The sequence below is a fragment of the Streptomyces lacaronensis genome (assembly GCF_047337785.1).
Classification (GTDB): domain Bacteria; phylum Actinomycetota; class Actinomycetes; order Streptomycetales; family Streptomycetaceae; genus Streptomyces; species Streptomyces lycopersici.
In genome coordinates, this window is sequence record NZ_JBLHDK010000003.1 from 10,553,000 (window position 1) to 10,566,647 (window position 13,648).

A 13,648-nucleotide genomic window follows, 5' to 3' on the forward strand; every position below is an offset into this window, starting at 1 on the left:
AGACGGAAGTGGGGACAGGAGTGTGGTCACAGGCGCGGGGCGCGGAGTTGCCCGTGGTCGAGGACGGGCTCTCGCGGCGGACGCTGCGCAATGAGACGCTGCTCGTGCTGGCGCTGTCCCTGGGCGCGAGCGGGCTGTCCGCGCTGATCAGCTTTATCGGCTCGGTGACCAAACCGGGCGGGCTCAAGGACCAGGCCGCCAATCTCAACTCCTCCGCGGCGCCGGGACGGCCCTGGCTGGATCTCGCCTGGCAGCTGTTCGGCATCACCACCGCGCTGGTGCCGGTCGCGCTCGTGGCCCATCTGCTGCTGCGTGAGGGCGCCGGGCTGCGGGTGATCGGCTTCGACCGCGACCGGCCCCGGTTCGACCTGGCGTGGGGCGCCGCGATCGCGGCCGCGATCGGCGGCACCGGGCTGCTGCTGTACCTCGGGGCGCGGGCGGCCGGGGGCAATCTGACGGTGGTACCCGAGTCGCTGCCCGACGTCTGGTGGAAGATCCCCGTACTGATCGCCTCCGCCGTGCAGAACGCGGTGCTGGAGGAGGTGGTCGTGGTCGGCTATCTGCTGCGCAGGCTCGGGCAGTTGGGCTGGACCCCGATGGCCGCCCTGCTGGCCAGCTCGGTGCTGCGCGGCTCGTACCACCTCTACCAGGGGATCGGCGGCTTCTTCGGCAATATGGCGATGGGCGTGGTCTTTGTGCTGCTCTACCGCCGCTGGGGGCGGGTCGGGCCGCTGGTCGCCGCCCATGCGCTGATCGACATCGTCGCCTTCGTCGGATACGCCGTGCTGGCGGGCCGGGTGGACTGGCTGCCCACGGCCTGACCCGCCGTCCGGCGTTGTATGGCGGGCCTCAGGTCAGCAGCTCGCCGTCGATGACGGTGACGGCGCCGCCCGTCAGCAGCGTACGGTCGCCGCGCAGCGCGGTGCGGACCAGGCCGGTGCGGGCGGACGCCTGGAGCCCGGTCAGCTCGTCGCGGCCGAACCGGGCCGACCAGTAGGGCGCGAGCGCGGTGTGCGCGCTGCCGGTGACCGGGTCCTCGTCGATGCCGACGCCCGGGGCGAACATCCGCGAGACGAAGTCATAGCCGCGCCCCGGGTCCTCGGCGGCCGCCGTCACGATGACGCCCCGGTGGCTGATCCGCTTGAGCGCGGCGAGGTCGGGGGCCAGGGCGCGCACGGTCTTCTCGTCGGCCACCTCGATCAGGAGGTCGTCGATGAACGGGCCGGCGTGATGGGCGGCCACGATCCGGGCGCCGAGCGCCGCGCCGACCTCGGCGGTCTTCTCGGGCACTCGCAGCTCGCCGAGTGAGGCCGTGGGGAAGTCCAGTGTGATCGAGCCGCCGTCGTCGGCCGTCGCCGACAGCACCCCACTGAGGGTGGCGAAGCGGACCGTGCCGGTCGCGGCACCCGTGGCCTTGAGGACATGGGTGGTGGCGAGCGTGGCATGGCCGCACATGGGCGCCTCGGTGACCGGGGTGAACCAGCGCAGCGCCCAGTCGGCCTCCGCGGCCCGGGGGAGGGGGTGGGCGAAGGCGGTCTCGGCGAGGTTGACCTCGGCGGCGACCTGCTGGAGCCAGTGGTCGTCCGGGAAGGCGTCGGTGTCGAGGAGGACGACCCCGGCCGGGTTGCCGGCGAAGGGGCGGTCGGTGAACGCGTCGACGATTCGTATCCGCATAAGCCGACCGTAGGCGGCGGGCGGCGGGTGAGCCATGGCCAATCACCTGGATGTGGCTCCTTCTGAGGGCGGATGAGGCCGCCGTTGAGGGAGCCGCGGTGCGGGGATCGGCTCTCAAGATGCCTCGGGGGACTCGGTTGTCCTGTCTCAACGAAGTTAGTCGTCCACCCCTGGGCTGAACTGCGTGGACTGGATTGAGTGAGACGCGAGGACTTGATTCGTTGAGACAGGCCTCGGGGGTCAGGTCCGAACGGGCTGAGTGTCGTCGCGTCTCAGGTCGGGCTGCCGCTTTACTGCTCGGGCCTTCACTTTCTGGCGCTGGCGACGCCCAAGCCGTCCATGTAGTCGCGGACTCGCGTGATCAGTCCGTTGCGGACGTGGAGTATCAGGAGGCCGGGGACGGTGAACGTGGTGGCCTTGGTCGGTAGCGTTCCCACCACGACATGCTCGGCGATGATCACTTCGGGATCGGCGGTCTCGTAGGCCGCGACACTCCTGACCTCCTTCACCTGGACGGCGCTGCCGCCCCAGGCTGCCCGGTATCCGGCGCGCACGGCCTCACGCCCTTCGAAGCTCGGAGGGAAGCCGGGTGAGGAGAACGGGAACTCGTGCACCGCATCGACGGTGTAGAGATCGGCGAGATCGTCTGGGGACTTGTCGAGCATGGCTTGGTAGTAGCAGGTCAGCACCTCGTGAGGGGTGCGAGCAGCAGGTGTATCCATATGCGACACCGGGGGTAATTCCATTCGCTCAACACTTGTTGACCCATTCAACGTAGAGTCGGCCGGACGTTCGGTCAACGGCTGTAGAGTGAATCGGTGTCCACTCCTCGCCAGTCCCGCGCCGACCGACGCCGAGCGACCGAGGTGCGCATCCTCGACAGCGCCCGGGAGTTGTTCGCCGAGAAGGGATTCGAGCGCACCACCATTCGCGCCGTGGCGGCCGAGGCGGGCGTCGATCCGGCTCTGGTCATGCAGTACTTCGGCTCGAAGCGGGAGTTGTTCAGCCAAGCCGTGCGGGTGGTCCCCGCCGCGCTGACGGCCGCTGATACGGACGAGCTCGTCGATCAGTTGCTGGCCTCGCTCGGCCTCAAGCTCGGCGGGCTTCCCGAAGGCACGATGGCGATGATCCGGTCCATGCTCACCGACCAGGCTGCGGCCGATCACGTCCGTGCCGCTCTCGGCCGGCAGATCGACAGTATCGGTGCCGCCCTTCCTGCTGCCGAGGATCCCGAGCTGCGTGCCGCACTGGTTGTCACCGCGTTGCTGGGCGTGACCATCGGCCACCAGTTCCTCGGCCTGGCCGCGCTCCGTGAGGTTCCTGCGGATCACATCGCCGCGTTGCTCCGCCCGGCCGTCAAGGCCCTGACAGGACCGCCGGGGTGAACCCGATGCCCCGTGGCTCGGAGTGTGAGCAGGAGCCCAGGGTCTTTTCGATCGTGCCCTTGTCGGTCGGCGTCGCCTTGTGCGCAGGCTGCAGGTTGATGCCCGGGTAACGGCAGGACGACCTGAACGCGTGCGAAATGAACACGCTTCCGTGGTCGCAGACGATCGTCTCGGGCACGATCACCGGGCGGGCGGCCGCGTGCTCCAGGCGCTCGTCGATGCTCAGCAGTCGCCGGTGCGGCAACGCTGACCGGGACATCCGCAGGGCTTCCGCCCAGCCCGGACGCATCGCCTCGGGGCAACACTGCGAGCCAGCAGGGCTGAGGCGTCCGCGGCCTTCGTGGAGGGCCGCGGCACCGCCGCGGTGATCGACCTGGTGGCAATGTCGACCATGGCCGTCAGCTCGACCTTCTCGGCGACGCCGTCATCCAGCCGCACCAGCACGTCCATCGGCGTGGAATCGATCTGCATCAGCTCACCGGGCGCACTGGCCGGGACTTCGCCGAACGGCCCGGACGGACGTGCCCCGACCGAGCGGCGGGTGCGGGCCGACCCGGTGGCGTGGGTGCCGACGGCGAGTTTGTCGAACAGCCGGTAGAGCGTGGCCCGAGACGGCAGCTCAACTTCGGCGGTCTCCTCTCTGCCGGACAGAATCTGTTGGGTCCGCCAGAGAACGAAGCCGATGGCCTTGACGACGCGTCGGCGGTCTCGGCGATCGTCTGTCGCATCGCCTCCACCACAACCGGGTCGACCTGGCCGAAGGCCTGCATCCGCTTGGCCGACCGGCCGTCCGCCAACCCGACCAGCCCGTCCCGCTGGTAACGCTGGCGCCGTTGCCTGATGCCGCTGGCCGACACCTGATACCCGACCGCCGTCAGTTCGGCAACCTTGGCCCGCTCGCGCTGGGCCAGCGACTGCCGTTTCGGGTCGAACTCCGGCCGCGGCTTGGTCCCTTCCGGAGCATCCGGCGGCAAACTGTGCACAACTTCCAGGATGTGCCTCTCCCACCAGCGGGCCTGCTCGGCGGCAGCCTCGGGGAACTCCGCGATCCGGGAGGCAGGCGGCACCCGCCTCTTGCCGGTCACCGGTCAACTCCACTGGCCAAGCGCACGACCGTGCGAGGTCCCAGCAACTCGACCGTCATGTCCGCAGCAGTCAGCACCTGAAGCCAGAGGAGGTGGAACAGCACCGGCAGCGTCGACAGCCGGTCCCCTGCCGCATCCGCCCCCGCCATCAGCGGCCCCGGGATGGAGAAGACCTCGCGGAGCCGGGCCGCGGCCGAGTCGTGCAGACACCGCGGGTGCCGGTAGCGCGACAGCCACCGGACATTCGCCAGCAGCACCGCGTCCGGTATCCCCAGCCGCTCGAACCCCCACCCGGCGCGACCACCGGAACGTACGCACCGGATCGACACCCTCGAACCGGCCCGTCACACAGTCCCGCAGCGGACGCCGTCGGCGTCCGTGTACCGCGTCGACGTACGACAACTCGATGCATGGCCCTGCCTGATCCACCCCAGCCGGTACAGCCATCCAGCACCCCCAGCGCCCTCAGCGGGTTGGCATCCGATCGGTTCCGATATATCGTTGAAGTGTCGTGATGGATCGACGATAGAAAGGAGCGTCACGATGCGTTCTCAGGGACATGGACATGGACGTGAGCACTGCGGACCCGGCCACCGTGGCTGGGGTGAAGGTGAGGGGCGTGAGGGGCGGCGCGCGGCGTTCGGCCCGTTCGGCCCCGGTTTCGATGGTCCGCCCTTCGGCGGCCCCCCGTTCGGCGGCCGTGGCCGCGGCGGACCGGGTGGCCGGGGGGTGCGCGGTCGGGCGCGGCGCGGCGATGTGCGCGCCTCGATCCTGGCCCTGCTGAAGGACCGCCCGATGCACGGCTACGAGATGATCCAGGAGATCACCGAGCGCAGCGGCGGAGCCTGGCGGCCCAGCCCCGGCTCGGTGTACCCCACCCTTCAGCTGCTCGAGGACGAGGGGCTGATCGGCAGCGAGAGCGAGGGCGGCAAGAAGCTGTTCGCGCTCACCGACGCCGGCCGCACCGAGGCCGAGGCGGTGCCCGCCGCCCCGTGGGAGGAGGCCGGGCGCGGTATCGACTGGGAGGCCATGCAGGAGGTCCGCCAGGCGGGCTTCGGGCTGATGGAGGCGTTCGCCCAGGTCTGGCGGACCGGCAGCGCGAGCCAGCGGCAGAAGGCCGTCTCCGTCATCAATGAGTCGCGCAAGCGGCTGTATCTCATCCTCGCCGAACAGGAGGAGGCGAACGGCGGCGCCGGGCGCGGCGGCGAGAGCTGAGCCGCGTCGGACGGGGGTGCGGCCGCACGGGGGCGGCGGAGCGGGCCTCGGGATCGAGGGGAATGTCGAGGGGAATTCAGACGACCAGTGCGCTCAGCTTGCGCAGCGATTCATTGAGTGCGGTGGAAGCCGAGTCCTTCAGCTTCCCGGCCATCAACGAGACCGCCGCCCCCGTGAACTCCCCGTCGACGCGCACCGTCGTGGCATCGCCGTCCGGGGTCAGCGAGTACCGCATGGCGAGGTTCACGCCCATCGGGCCCTTGCCCCGGGTGGTCAGCAGCCGGGCCGGTTCGCACTCCTCGACGGTCCAGGTCACCTCGGCCGGAAAGCCCATCAGCTTCATGTTCTCCTGATAGGTGGCCCCCACCTCCAGCGTGGCCGGGCCGCCCCGGGGGAAGCTGGTGTGGGTGGCGTTCCAGTCGCCGTACGTGGAGAAGTCCGTCAGCCGGGCCCAGACCTTCTCGGCCGGTGCCTCGATGTGTGTCTGCGCGCTGACCTCGGCCATGGGGGAGTCCCTTCGGCGCGTTGCTGCGGGGTGTGGTGCGACGGTGCCGGGCAACGTAGCCCCGGGCCGCGGAACATTCAATACTGACGGGTCATCAGTTCCCGTCCATCGGGGTCGCCCTCCGCCCCTCTCCTCCCCGAGGAGGAGAACCGGTCATCCACGCACAACCAGGGTGGGATGCGCACATGCTTCCCGGCGAGGATGCTCCGGCCTGAAGGGACTGATGGGGTGAGCGTGTGCGAAGTCCTACCCTTTCCGCCGGCCCGGACGACACCGGATGCGAGGACCGGGTGAGCGACGTGGTGGCCGCCGTGATCGCGGGAGCCCGTCGGCGCGCCGTACGCGACGGCGACGCGCAGATCGACACCGCCCATCTGCTGCACGGCCTCCTGGAGTCCGACCCGGACGTACGGGACGCGTTCCCCGGTGGCTCGACCCAGGTGATCCGGGTGCTGGGGTATCTGGTGCAGCGCACCATCGGCTACGGGCTCCGGTGGAGCGGCGGCGTCGAGGACTCGGGGGCGCCGGGGAGCGGGATGGCCGGATGGTCGCCCGCCGCGGCGGCCGCCCTCGATGCGGCGGTCCGCCGCGCCGTCTCCCGTGGCGTGTGCCGCGCCGACGGCCTCGATCTGCTCACCGCGTTCCTCCGGGACCGGGAGTGTCGTGCCATGGAGGTACTGCGGCGCGCGGGTGTCGCCGTGACGCCACTGGTCACCGCGTTGGAGGGGGGAATCTGACAGTAGTCACAGGGGTGACGGTGCTGACGCGAGCTGACATGATGGCCCGGTGCGCGTATCCGGAGATCACTCACAGCAAAGGAATGTCGGCCTGGGGCTCGCCCTGCTGTCGGCGTTCGCGTTCGGCGGATCGGGTGTCGCCGCCAAACCGCTGATCGAGGCGGGGCTCGCGCCGCTCGAGGTCACCTGGCTGCGGGTGACCGGCGCGGCCCTGGTGCTGCTGCCCCTGGCCTGGCGCCATCGCGGGATGCTGACCCGCCGCCCCGGGCTGCTGGTGGGCTTCGGTCTGCTGGCCGTCGCGGGGGTGCAGGCGTGTTATTTCGCGGCGCTCTCCCGGATCCCCGTCGGCGTGGCGCTGCTCGTCGAGTACTTCGCGCCCGCGCTGGTGCTGGGGTGGGTGCGGTTCGTCCAGCGCCGGCCGGTGAGCCGGGCCGCGGCGGTCGGGGTCGTCCTTGCCGTCGGCGGCCTCACGTGTGTGGTGGAGGTCTGGTCCGGGCTGAGCTTCAACCCCCTCGGAGTGCTGCTCGCCTTCGGCGCGGCGTTCTGTCAGGTGGGCTATTTCGTCCTCTCCGACCACGGCAGCGACGGCCGGGACCCGGCGGATCCGCTCGGTGTCATCGCCCATGGACTGCTGATCGGGGCAGTGGCGCTGACCGTGGTCAGCCGCCCCTGGGGCATGGACTGGACGGTACTCGCCGGGCACGTCGGCCTGGCGGGCGCCCGCGTCCCCGCGCCGGCGCTGCTCGCCTGGATCGTGCTGGTGGCGACGGTGCTCGCGTATCTCACCGGGGTGGTGTCGGTGCGCCGGCTCTCGCCGCAGGTGGCCGGGGTTGTCGCCTGTCTGGAGGCGGTCATCGCGACCGTTCTGGCATGGGTGCTGCTGGATGAGCACCTGGGCGTGGCGCAGGTCGTCGGCGGTGCGGTGGTGCTGACGGGCGCCCTGATCGCTCAGACCTCCACTCCGAAGGCCGCCGCGGCCGAGCCGGTGGCTGCCTCGGCGCCGGTGGAGGGGGAGCGGGAGTTCACGGCGGGGGAATGACCGGCCCCGCCGCCCAGCGTGCGAGGACATGAGCGAAGCCCGCGGAGGGCGGCGGGGCGGGCCGGTCAGAACCGGGTGAGGTAGCCGGGCACCGGCGTGTCGGGCGCGAGGTCGTCGGCGGGGACCGGCGCGCCGTAGGTGTGGGTCACCGGCACCACGCCGCTCCAGTGGGGGAGCCCCAGGTCCTCGTCGTCGTCGTTGGGCCCGCCGGTGCGGACCTTCGCGGAGACCTCTTCGAGGTCCAGGCGGAGCACCGCGGTGGCGGCCAGCTCCTTGGCGTTGGCGGGCCGGGAGTCGGCGGCGCGGCCCGGCACCACATGGTCCACCAGCGCGTCCAGGGCCGCGGTGCGCTCGGCCGGATCGGTCACCGGGCGGGCGGTGCCGTGCACCACCACCGAGCGGTAGTTGAGGGAGTGGTGGAACGCCGAGCGGGCCAGGACCAGCCCGTCCACATGGGTCACGGTGAGGCACACCGGCAGCCCCGGCTCCCCGGCCCCCGACGCGCCCGCCATGCGCAGCGGCCGCGCCCCTGTCGAGCCATGGACGTACAGCCGCTCCCCGACCCGGCCGTAGAGGGTCGGCAGGACGACGGGGGCGCCTTCGCGTATGAAGCCCAGATGGCAGACGTAGCCCTCGTCGAGGATCGCGTGCACCACCTCCCGGTCGTACGAGGCGCGCTCGCGGGAGCGGGTGGGCACGGTGCGGTCGGTCGGCGGGTAGGCGTTGTCGGGCGCGTTGGTCGCGGCGGTGGCGTCCGGGGCGGGCATTTGCGTCCTCCATTGCACTAGTGCAAAATAGCGTTTGTGCTAGGAGAATATCCGATCGCAGGTCGTCGCGCAGCCGAGATCGCGGCCAGTGTGGAGCGCGCGGTCGGCGCCGGTGAGCTGCCGCCGGGTCAACTGCTGCCGCCTCTGAGGGAGTTGGCCCAGCGGCTGGGCGTGAATCCCAATACGGTCGCGGCCGCCTATCGCGTGCTGCGCGAACGGGGCGTGATCGAGACGGCCGGGCGCCGGGGCAGCCGGGTGCGCTCCCGGCCGTCCAGCACGCCCCGCGAGTGGATCGGCGTCGACGCCGCCGGCGCCCGCGACCTGTCGAGCGGCAACCCCGACCCCGCGCTGCTGCCCCCGCTCGGCGCGCCGCTCGCGGCGGCCGCGGCGCGCGCGGCGGAGCGCCCCACGCTGTACGGCGCGCCGGACGTCGTTCCCGAGGTGGCCGAACTCGCCCGGGCGGCCCTCGACGCGGACGGGGTGCCACCCGGGCCGGTCGCCGTCACCTCCGGCTCGCTCGACGCGATCGAGCGGGTGCTGGCCGCGCATCTGCGGCCCGGTGACGCGGTGGCGGTCGAGGACCCCGGCTGGGGCAGTCTGCTGGACCTGATCCCGGCGCTCGGACTGCGCGCCGTCCCGGTCGGGGTCGACGACGACGGACCGCTGCCCGAGCGGGTGGAGCACGCGCTGGCCCAGGGCGCCCGGGCGCTGGTGGTCACCGACCGGGCGCAGAACCCGACGGGTGCGGCGGTGAGCCCGACACGCGCACATGAGCTGCGGGGCGTGCTCGCCGCCCACCCCGATGTGCTGCTGATCGAGGACGACCACGGGCACGGCATCGTGGACGTCCCCCTGCGCCCCCTGGCCGGGGGCGCCGGCCACTGGGCGCTGGTCCGCTCCACCGCCAAGGCGTACGGCCCCGATCTGCGGCTCGCCGTGCTCACCGGCGACTCCGTCACCCTGGACCGGGTGCGCGGCCGCCAGCGGCTGGGGCCTGGCTGGGTCAGCCACCTGCTGCAGGACGCGGTCGCCTGGCTGTGGCGGACGGGCGCGGTCGACCCGGTGGCGGTGGCGGCGTCGTACGACACGCGGCGCGCGGCGCTGGTGCGGGCGCTGCGCGAGCGGGGGATCGCCGCGTACGGACGCGGCGGGATGAATGTGTGGGTGCCGGTCCCGGACGAGACCGGCGCGGTCGCCCGGCTGCTGGCCGCGGGCTGGGCCGTGGCCCCCGGGGCGCGCTTCCGCGTGGCCTCGCCACCGGGGGTGCGGCTGACCGTCTCGCCGCTGGCCGCCGACGAGATCGGGACGGTCGCCGACGCGGTGGCCGCGGCGGCGGGGGCGACGGTGTCGGGACGGCTGGGCTAGGAGCCTGTGCGATGGACTCGTATGGTTCGGGAACGCGTCCCGGACGGGGTCCGGGAGGCGCCGGAGCGCCGCTGGGTCAGGGCCGCGCCAATGAGGACGATCACCGCGCCCACCGGCGTGTTCCAGGTGAGGTGCTCCCCGAGGATCGCCACGCCCGCGGTGGTGGCGATCACCGGGACGAAGTACGTGACCATCATCGCCGTCGTCGGGCCGACCTCGTCGACGAGCCCGTACTGGACCAGGAACGCCACCCCGGTGCCCAGCGCGCCCAGGGCGAGCACCGAGAGCAGGGGCAGGACCGGGAAGGAGGTGGGCGTCGTTGCGAACACCGGTGCCACGAGGGCGAGTTGCACCGTGCCGAGCAGCAGCTGCCCGCCGGACATCGACAGATGGGAGTGGCCCGTGTCACTCAGCGTGCGCCGGACGTACTGCCAGCCGACCGCGTAGCTGGCCGAGGCGATCAGCGCCAGCGCCGTGCCCAGCGGATCCTGGCCGGAGAAGCCCTGCCAGGCGCCCAGCACGATCAACACGCCGATGAAGCCGAGCCCGAGACCCGCGACACGCTGACGGGTCGGCCGGTCGTCGGAGACCACGACCACCGCGAGCAGCATCCCCCACAGCGGCGAGGTGGCGTTGCAGATCCCGGCCAGGGTGGAGGGGATGGTCAGCTCGGCGTAGGCGAACAGCGAGAACGGCAGTGCGTTCAGGAAGAAGGCGGCCACCGCCAGATGGCCCCAGACCCGCGCCCCGCGCGGCAGCCGCTCCCGCTTCACCACCAGCGTCACCAGCAGCACGGCGGTGCCGAACAGCATCCGCCCGAGCGTGACGTACAAGGGGGCGAACGCCTCGTTGCCCACCTTGATGAAGAGAAAGCTGAAGCCCCAGACCAGGGAGAGCGCGCCGAAGCGGATGCGCCAGTCGAGGAGCGGTCGGCGGACGGGTTCGGAGGAGGGCTCCGCGGTGGAGGCGGCGGCAGGGGGCGCCGAGGCGGCAGCTGAGGTCATGCCTTTACGATGTGGGCTGCAACCTCTTAGGACAAGCGAGAATTCATTCGCGATATCGCGTAGTATTGCTTACATGAACCTGGATCGCCTCCGCACGCTGCACGCCGTGGCCCGCCATGGATCCGTGAGCGGGGCGGCCGAGGGGCTGCATGTCACCACCTCCGCCGTCTCGCAGCAACTCGCCAAGCTGGAGCGGGAGACCGGTCAGCAATTGCTCGCCAAGAACGGGCGCGGGATCCGGCTCACCGACGCCGGGCGGCTGCTCTCCGACCACGCGGCGCGCATCCTCTCCCAGGTGGAGCTGGCCCAGGCGGATCTGGAGGCGCAGCGCGGCCACGCCGTCGGCGAGCTGCTGCTGGGCGCGTTCCCGACCGCCGTCCGCGGTCTCTTCCCGGACGCGCTGAGCCGGCTGCGCACCGAACATCCGCAGTTGAACGTGCGGCTCCAGGAGATGGAGCCCGATGAGTCGGTGCCCTCGGTGGTGCGCGGCGACATCGATCTGGCCGTGGTCCTGGACTGGTACAACAAACCGCTGCCGATGCCCGGCGGGCTGGTGAAGGCCGCCCTGCTGGACGATCCGGTGGATGTCGCGATGCCCGCCGACCACCCTCTCGCCGACCGCCGCGCGGTCGAGCCGGAGGACTTCGTGGACGACGAGTGGATCTCCTGGCCCAAGGGCGGGTTCTGCTACGACTGGCTGATGGTGACCCTGCGCGGCAAGGGCATCGAGCCGAGGATCCGGCACACCGCGCATGAGCACCACACCCAGCTCTCGCTGATCGCCGCCGGGCTGGGGATCGCCGTGGTGCCCCGGCTGGGCCGCGGCCCGGTGCCCGAGGGGGTGCGGATGGTGCCCGTCAGCCAGCCCACGATGCGGCGGCACATCTACGCGATCTGGCGCGCCGACGCCGATCGCAGGCCGTCGATCCGGGCGGCGGTCGAGGTGCTGCGGTCGGTCGGCGAGAAGATCATCGACTGACCGTCCCCTGACCCGGCCGCTCAGCCCTGCGGCATCTTCCGGAAGTCCCAGGAGCGGATCGCCTCGGGGGCCAGGCGCAGCCAGGCGTGGCGACCGTCGTGGGGCATGGCGTCCAGGCCGAAGTACTTCGCCGCGAACATCCGCTCCGGCGTGTCGAGTTCGGGGCACGACACGCCGGTGCGCGGCTCCTCACCGACCGGGACCGCCTCGCCGGAGAGCTCCACTCCGCGCAGTTCGCCGTAGTCGTGCCCGTCGTCGACCACCACCGCGATCCGCGGATCGCGGCGCAGCTCGGCCCAGCGGCGGCTGCGGGTCAGGGAGTACAGCCACAGGGCGGTGCCGTCCCAGCAGAACCACAGCGGGCTGATATGCGGCCGCCCGTCCGCGGACACGGTCGCCACCCGGCAGGTGCGCTGTTCGGCGAGGAAGGCGTCCAGCTCGTCCCGGCTCATCATGATGCGGCGTCCCCGCCGCTGGGTGACGGTCATCCGAACCTGTACCTCCCGGTAACCCGTTGTGCGGCACAGGATGATGGCTCTTCCTTGATGACGCAAGGGACGCTACTCTCCCGCGCCGTGACCCCGAGCCCCCACGAAGACGCCACGCCCCCGCGTCAAGGCGCCGCGTCCCCGCGTGAAGACGTCGCGTCCCCGCGTGAAGACGCCGCGTCCCCGCGTCAAGGTGCCGCGTCCCCGCGTGAAGACGCCGTGCCCCCGCGCTCCCGCGAAGACCTCGTGGAACTGCTCCGGCCGGAAGGCTGCGCCCTGCTCACCGTCGAATGCCAGCGCGGCGTGGTGGGGCCGGACAGCGCGCTGCCTGAACTGGCCGCCATGGCCCGGGAGTCCGGTACGCTCGGCCGTGTCGCCAAGTTGGTGGCGGCCGCCCACGACACGGGCGTCCAGGTGCTGCACGCGGTGGCCGAGCGACGCGCCGACGGACGCGGCGCGAGCCGCAACGCACCGCTGTTCCGGGCCGTCGAACGGCTGCCGGTCCGGCAGCTCACCGGAAGCGCGGCGGTGGAGATCGCCGAACCGGTTCCGGTGGCGGCCGAGGACCTGGTCGTACGGCGGCTGCACGGTCTCTCACCGATCGCCGGGACCGAGGTGGACGCGCTGCTGCGCAATCTGGGCCGCCGCACACTGGTCATCACCGGTGTGTCGGCCAATGTGGCGATCCCGGCCGCCGTCTTCGACGCCGTCAACCTCGGCTATGCCGCCGTGGTGCCCGAGGACGCGATCGCCGGGGTGCCCGCCTCGTACACCCCGGCGATGGTCCGTCACACCCTCGCCCTCGTGGCCGCCGTCACCACGGCCGACGAGGTGGCCGCCTGCTGGCGGCGGACGGCCGTCACGCCATCCAGATCGAGCTTCCCTGCACCTTGATCTGCGCGCCCGGCAGTGGCTTCTGCGCCGGGCCGCCCTTCACACTGCCGTCGGTGATGTCGAACTTGCTCTGGTGGCAGGGGCAGTTGATGGTGCCGCCGCTCACATCGCCGACCGAGCACCCCTGGTGCGTACAGATCGACGAGAACGCCTTGAAATCACCCGCCTTGGGCTGGGTCACCACGACCTTGTGGTCCTTGAAGACCATGCCGCCGCCCTCGGGTATCTGGGAGGTCTTGGCGAGTTCCATGCCGTCCCCGCCGCCGCCCGACTGGCCGCCCTCCGCGCCCTGCGACGCGCTCTGTGACGGCTGCGAGCCCCCGGCGTCCTGGGCGCTGTTCGCGCTGCCGCCGCCCGAACCGCCGTCGTCGTCCTTGCCGCATGCGGCAAGCGTGGCGGCCAGCCCGGCCGCTCCGGCCGCGGTGACGACGGCACGGCGGGTGGTGCCCTGCCCGGGGATTGCCGACTGCGTCATGGTGGTGCCTCCTGCTCGGGGGACGTTTCACCGTTC

At 71.8% G+C, this 13,648-nt stretch carries 18 protein-coding genes; 9 read left to right on the forward strand and 9 right to left on the reverse strand.

The features are described 5' to 3' along the window. The first annotated feature begins 8 nt into the window (after positions 1–8). Positions 9–821: a CPBP family intramembrane glutamic endopeptidase gene (locus tag ACMTAK_RS45670; protein WP_413811596.1), complete on the forward strand. Its 813-nt coding sequence runs from the start codon at positions 9–11 to the stop codon at positions 819–821. A gap of 28 nt (positions 822–849) precedes the next feature. Here the strand turns inward: ACMTAK_RS45670 and ACMTAK_RS45675 are convergent, their stop codons facing one another. After that, positions 850–1,674 (reverse strand): PhzF family phenazine biosynthesis protein, encoded by an 825-nt coding sequence (locus ACMTAK_RS45675; protein WP_413811597.1) that lies wholly within the window; start codon positions 1,672–1,674, stop codon positions 850–852. Positions 1,675–1,979: 305 nt separating this feature from the next. Continuing rightward, entirely contained in the window at positions 1,980–2,339 is a 360-nt protein-coding gene (locus ACMTAK_RS45680) for a nuclear transport factor 2 family protein (RefSeq protein ID WP_413811598.1), read from the reverse strand. A 201-nt stretch (positions 2,340–2,540) separates the two neighbouring features. Between ACMTAK_RS45680 and ACMTAK_RS45685 the strand changes: the two genes are divergently transcribed. Continuing rightward, positions 2,541–3,059 (forward strand): TetR/AcrR family transcriptional regulator, encoded by a 519-nt coding sequence (locus tag ACMTAK_RS45685; protein WP_413811599.1) that lies wholly within the window; start codon positions 2,541–2,543, stop codon positions 3,057–3,059. On the opposite strand, the gene ACMTAK_RS45690 is transcribed toward ACMTAK_RS45685, so the two are convergent. Continuing rightward, positions 3,031–3,318 carry a hypothetical protein gene (locus tag ACMTAK_RS45690; RefSeq protein WP_413811600.1) on the reverse strand — a complete coding sequence of 96 codons (288 nt, stop codon included), beginning with the start codon at positions 3,316–3,318 and terminating at the stop codon, positions 3,031–3,033. The two genes, ACMTAK_RS45685 and ACMTAK_RS45690, sit on opposite strands and share 29 nt — an antisense overlap. 81 nt (positions 3,319–3,399) lie before the next feature. Here ACMTAK_RS45690 and ACMTAK_RS45695 point away from each other — a divergent pair, with 81 nt between their 5' ends. Next, the gene (locus ACMTAK_RS45695; protein ID WP_413811601.1) at positions 3,400–3,657 is read left to right on the forward strand and encodes a hypothetical protein; all 258 of its coding nucleotides are present in this window, start codon (positions 3,400–3,402) and stop codon (positions 3,655–3,657) included. A 483-nt stretch (positions 3,658–4,140) separates the two neighbouring features. Here ACMTAK_RS45695 and ACMTAK_RS45700 read toward each other — a convergent pair whose 3' ends face one another. Next, positions 4,141–4,401: a hypothetical protein gene (locus ACMTAK_RS45700; protein ID WP_413811602.1), complete on the reverse strand. Its 261-nt coding sequence runs from the start codon at positions 4,399–4,401 to the stop codon at positions 4,141–4,143. Positions 4,402–4,687: 286 nt separating this feature from the next. On the opposite strand from ACMTAK_RS45700, the gene ACMTAK_RS45705 reads away from it, so the two are divergent. Next, entirely contained in the window at positions 4,688–5,359 is a 672-nt protein-coding gene (locus ACMTAK_RS45705; protein ID WP_413811603.1) for a PadR family transcriptional regulator, read from the forward strand. A gap of 76 nt (positions 5,360–5,435) precedes the next feature. Here the strand turns inward: ACMTAK_RS45705 and ACMTAK_RS45710 are convergent, their stop codons facing one another. After that, positions 5,436–5,864 carry a type II toxin-antitoxin system Rv0910 family toxin gene (locus tag ACMTAK_RS45710; RefSeq protein ID WP_413811604.1) on the reverse strand — a complete coding sequence of 143 codons (429 nt, stop codon included), beginning with the start codon at positions 5,862–5,864 and terminating at the stop codon, positions 5,436–5,438. 236 nt (positions 5,865–6,100) lie between these two features. Here ACMTAK_RS45710 and ACMTAK_RS45715 point away from each other — a divergent pair, with 236 nt between their 5' ends. Continuing rightward, complete coding sequence (locus ACMTAK_RS45715) at positions 6,101–6,601, forward strand: Clp protease N-terminal domain-containing protein (RefSeq protein WP_413811605.1); 501 nt, start codon at positions 6,101–6,103, stop codon at positions 6,599–6,601. 49 nt (positions 6,602–6,650) lie between these two features. After that, on the forward strand, positions 6,651–7,640 hold the full coding sequence (locus tag ACMTAK_RS45720; RefSeq protein ID WP_413811606.1) for an EamA family transporter: 990 nt from the start codon (positions 6,651–6,653) through the stop codon (positions 7,638–7,640). Positions 7,641–7,705: 65 nt separating this feature from the next. On the opposite strand, the gene ACMTAK_RS45725 is transcribed toward ACMTAK_RS45720, so the two are convergent. Beyond that, on the reverse strand, positions 7,706–8,407 hold the full coding sequence (locus ACMTAK_RS45725; RefSeq protein ID WP_413811607.1) for a pyridoxamine 5'-phosphate oxidase family protein: 702 nt from the start codon (positions 8,405–8,407) through the stop codon (positions 7,706–7,708). A gap of 36 nt (positions 8,408–8,443) precedes the next feature. Here ACMTAK_RS45725 and ACMTAK_RS45730 point away from each other — a divergent pair, with 36 nt between their 5' ends. Beyond that, entirely contained in the window at positions 8,444–9,772 is a 1,329-nt protein-coding gene (locus ACMTAK_RS45730; protein ID WP_413811608.1) for an aminotransferase class I/II-fold pyridoxal phosphate-dependent enzyme, read from the forward strand. On the opposite strand, the gene ACMTAK_RS45735 is transcribed toward ACMTAK_RS45730, so the two are convergent. After that, positions 9,769–10,776 carry a DMT family transporter gene (locus ACMTAK_RS45735; RefSeq protein WP_413811609.1) on the reverse strand — a complete coding sequence of 336 codons (1,008 nt, stop codon included), beginning with the start codon at positions 10,774–10,776 and terminating at the stop codon, positions 9,769–9,771. The genes ACMTAK_RS45730 and ACMTAK_RS45735 overlap by 4 nt on opposite strands. 73 nt (positions 10,777–10,849) lie before the next feature. Here ACMTAK_RS45735 and ACMTAK_RS45740 point away from each other — a divergent pair, with 73 nt between their 5' ends. Next, the gene (locus tag ACMTAK_RS45740) at positions 10,850–11,755 is read left to right on the forward strand and encodes a LysR family transcriptional regulator (protein ID WP_413811610.1); all 906 of its coding nucleotides are present in this window, start codon (positions 10,850–10,852) and stop codon (positions 11,753–11,755) included. Between the two features lie 20 nt (positions 11,756–11,775). On the opposite strand, the gene ACMTAK_RS45745 is transcribed toward ACMTAK_RS45740, so the two are convergent. After that, a complete protein-coding gene (locus ACMTAK_RS45745) occupies positions 11,776–12,243 on the reverse strand; it encodes a pyridoxamine 5'-phosphate oxidase family protein (RefSeq protein ID WP_413811611.1) in 468 nt (155 codons plus the stop codon). Between the two features lie 219 nt (positions 12,244–12,462). Here ACMTAK_RS45745 and ACMTAK_RS45750 point away from each other — a divergent pair, with 219 nt between their 5' ends. Continuing rightward, a complete protein-coding gene (locus ACMTAK_RS45750) occupies positions 12,463–13,137 on the forward strand; it encodes a cysteine hydrolase family protein (protein ID WP_413811612.1) in 675 nt (224 codons plus the stop codon). Here the strand turns inward: ACMTAK_RS45750 and ACMTAK_RS45755 are convergent. Beyond that, a complete protein-coding gene (locus tag ACMTAK_RS45755) occupies positions 13,103–13,612 on the reverse strand; it encodes a Rieske (2Fe-2S) protein (protein WP_413811613.1) in 510 nt (169 codons plus the stop codon). The two genes, ACMTAK_RS45750 and ACMTAK_RS45755, sit on opposite strands and share 35 nt — an antisense overlap. Positions 13,613–13,648: the final 36 nt, after the last annotated feature.

What these genes read in the sequence shown, in the direction of transcription:
- ACMTAK_RS45710 (WP_413811604.1), bottom strand. Translation starts at nt 5,864, where the DNA reads ATGGCCGAGGTCAGCGCGCAGACACACATCGAGGCACCGGCCGAGAAG.
- ACMTAK_RS45675 (WP_413811597.1), bottom strand. Translation starts at nt 1,674, where the DNA reads ATGCGGATACGAATCGTCGACGCGTTCACCGACCGCCCCTTCGCCGGC.
- ACMTAK_RS45680 (WP_413811598.1), bottom strand. Translation starts at nt 2,339, where the DNA reads ATGCTCGACAAGTCCCCAGACGATCTCGCCGATCTCTACACCGTCGAT.
- ACMTAK_RS45740 (WP_413811610.1), top strand. Translation starts at nt 10,850, where the DNA reads ATGAACCTGGATCGCCTCCGCACGCTGCACGCCGTGGCCCGCCATGGA.
- ACMTAK_RS45705 (WP_413811603.1), top strand. Translation starts at nt 4,688, where the DNA reads ATGCGTTCTCAGGGACATGGACATGGACGTGAGCACTGCGGACCCGGC.
- ACMTAK_RS45745 (WP_413811611.1), bottom strand. Translation starts at nt 12,243, where the DNA reads ATGACCGTCACCCAGCGGCGGGGACGCCGCATCATGATGAGCCGGGAC.
- ACMTAK_RS45690 (WP_413811600.1), bottom strand. Translation starts at nt 3,318, where the DNA reads ATGTCCCGGTCAGCGTTGCCGCACCGGCGACTGCTGAGCATCGACGAG.
- ACMTAK_RS45735 (WP_413811609.1), bottom strand. Translation starts at nt 10,776, where the DNA reads ATGACCTCAGCTGCCGCCTCGGCGCCCCCTGCCGCCGCCTCCACCGCG.
- ACMTAK_RS45725 (WP_413811607.1), bottom strand. Translation starts at nt 8,407, where the DNA reads ATGCCCGCCCCGGACGCCACCGCCGCGACCAACGCGCCCGACAACGCC.
- ACMTAK_RS45755 (WP_413811613.1), bottom strand. Translation starts at nt 13,612, where the DNA reads ATGACGCAGTCGGCAATCCCCGGGCAGGGCACCACCCGCCGTGCCGTC.